The organism is Moorena sp. SIO4A1 (genome assembly GCF_010672065.1).
GTDB lineage: Bacteria > Cyanobacteriota > Cyanobacteriia > Cyanobacteriales > Coleofasciculaceae > Moorena.
In genome coordinates this window covers 1-2,020 of sequence record NZ_JAAHHX010000382.1, presented here as the reverse complement: position 1 = coordinate 2,020, position 2,020 = coordinate 1, and the positions used below count along the sequence as shown (strand labels likewise).

1 protein-coding gene is annotated in these 2,020 nt (G+C 46.5%); it reads left to right on the top strand.

Annotation, left to right across the window (positions count from 1 at the left end):
- The coding region (locus tag F6K53_RS38515; RefSeq protein ID WP_293085106.1) for an AMP-binding protein at nucleotides 1-1,980 on the top strand (1,980 nt) is incomplete at its 5' end.
- Nucleotides 1,981-2,020: the final 40 nt, after the last annotated feature.

The following is a 2,020-nucleotide window of genomic DNA, read 5'->3' as shown; positions in this document are numbered from 1 at the left end:
ACTACCCCTCTATTAGAGAAAATAGAGACTCAGCTAGCTGAAAATCCCGCCAACAATCAACTGAAGTGGCTGGCAACTGACAATCTGCCTACGCACCACGAATCAGATTGGCAGCACCCGGACTCTACACAGAATACTTTGGCTTTTCTACAGTACACCTCTGGCTCAACGGGTAAACCCAAAGGAGTAATGGTTAGCCACGGGAATTTGTTATATAACTCAGCTTTGATCAATCAGTGTTTCCAAGATACACCCGAAAGCAGGGGATTGTCTTGGTTACCCGCTTACCATGATATGGGACTGATTGGTGGCATCCTACAACCCCTTTATGTAGGTCTTCCCATCATCCTGATGGCTCCAGTAGATTTCCTCCGCAAGCCTTACCGCTGGCTAAAGGCAATTTCCAAATACCAGGTGACTACCAGTGGTGCTCCGAATTTTGCCTATGAGCTGTGTGTGCAGAAAATTACGGCTAAGCAATTAGAAGCCCTAGACCTGAGCAGCTGGCAAATGGCCTTTACCGGTGCTGAGCCAGTTAGAGCCTCAACATTAGAGCGATTTGCTCAAAAATTTGCCCCTTGTGGTTTCCGTCGGGAAGCATTTTACCCCTGTTATGGCATGGCAGAAACCACATTATTAGTAACTGGAGGCTTGAAAGACCAACCTCCAGTGGTAAGGGAATTTGAAGGGCAAGCTCTTGAACAAAATCGAGTGGTTCCCCTGCCAGAAAATCGTCTCAATCAGTCTAATGGTCAGTCTAATGGTCAGTCTAATGGTAATGTGGCGACTCGAATCCTGGTCGGGTGTGGGCGGACTTGGTTAAATGAAAAAATTGCGATCGCATGCCCCCAATCCCTTACCCAGGTTGAAGCAGGTGCTGTCGGAGAGATTTGGGTAAAAGGTCCAAGTGTTGCTCAAGGCTATTGGAATCAACCAGAGGTGACGGAAAAAACCTTTAATGCTTATCTAGCTGATACTGGTTCAGGGCCATGGCTGCGCACTGGTGATTTAGGATTTATCCAGGATGGTGAGTTGTTTGTCACAGGTCGTCTAAAGGATTTAATTATTATCCGGGGTCGCAACCATTATCCCCAAGATATAGAATTGACGGCGGAAAAGAGTCATCCAGCTCTTCGCCCTGCCTATGGCGCAGCTTTTTCTGTGGAAGTCGAACAGGCTGAGCAATTGGTGATTGTCCAAGAAGTCTCCAGGAATTACCTTCGGAAACTAGATGTAGATGAAGTGGTTGAAGCAATCCGCAGTGCAGTCTCCCAAGAGTACCAGCTTCAAGTTTATGCTGTGTTATTGCTCAAGACCAATAGTATTCCCAAGACATCCAGTGGCAAAGTACAGCGCCATGCTTGTCGAGCTGGATTTCTAAACAATACCTTGACAGTTGTAGGGCAATCGAGGTTGGGGCAACACCCAACCATTGCCCCAACCAAACCAGAAAAAGAACCCACTACTAATACTATCGGCAAAGCGCAAACCCGGCATACACTTCAAAAGTGGATAGTAAATTGGCTAGCGCGAGAAACAAAACTGCCTGCCGGGTCTATTAACATCAGCAAGTCTTTTGCTGATTATGGTCTAGATTCAGTAACAGCAGTCGAATTAGCTGATGATCTCGAAGAATGGTTAGGGGTGCCTCTGTCTCCGACACTGGCGTATGATTATCCCAATATCGAGTCCCTTGCCCAATATCTGGCTCAAGAAAGTCAAAAAAGCAACTCAAACCAGGAGGACAGCCCAAGAAAAATCGAACCGAGAGTTTTGAGTGCAGGTACTGAGATGCAACAATTATGGGAGGCACAGTTCCAGAATCTGGATCGGTTCACCTCGACACCCTTTTATCGTTCACCGGTGACGGTTCAATCGATTTCCTCCAGTGGTGATCAAGAGGTAGACCAACTCTTAGCTGAGTTGGAAATGCTTTCAGAAGCACAAATCCAAGAAATTCTGGGAAAACCCATCAAATAGTTCCTAGATCTATGTTTCGATCTATGTTGCCAGTGGATGA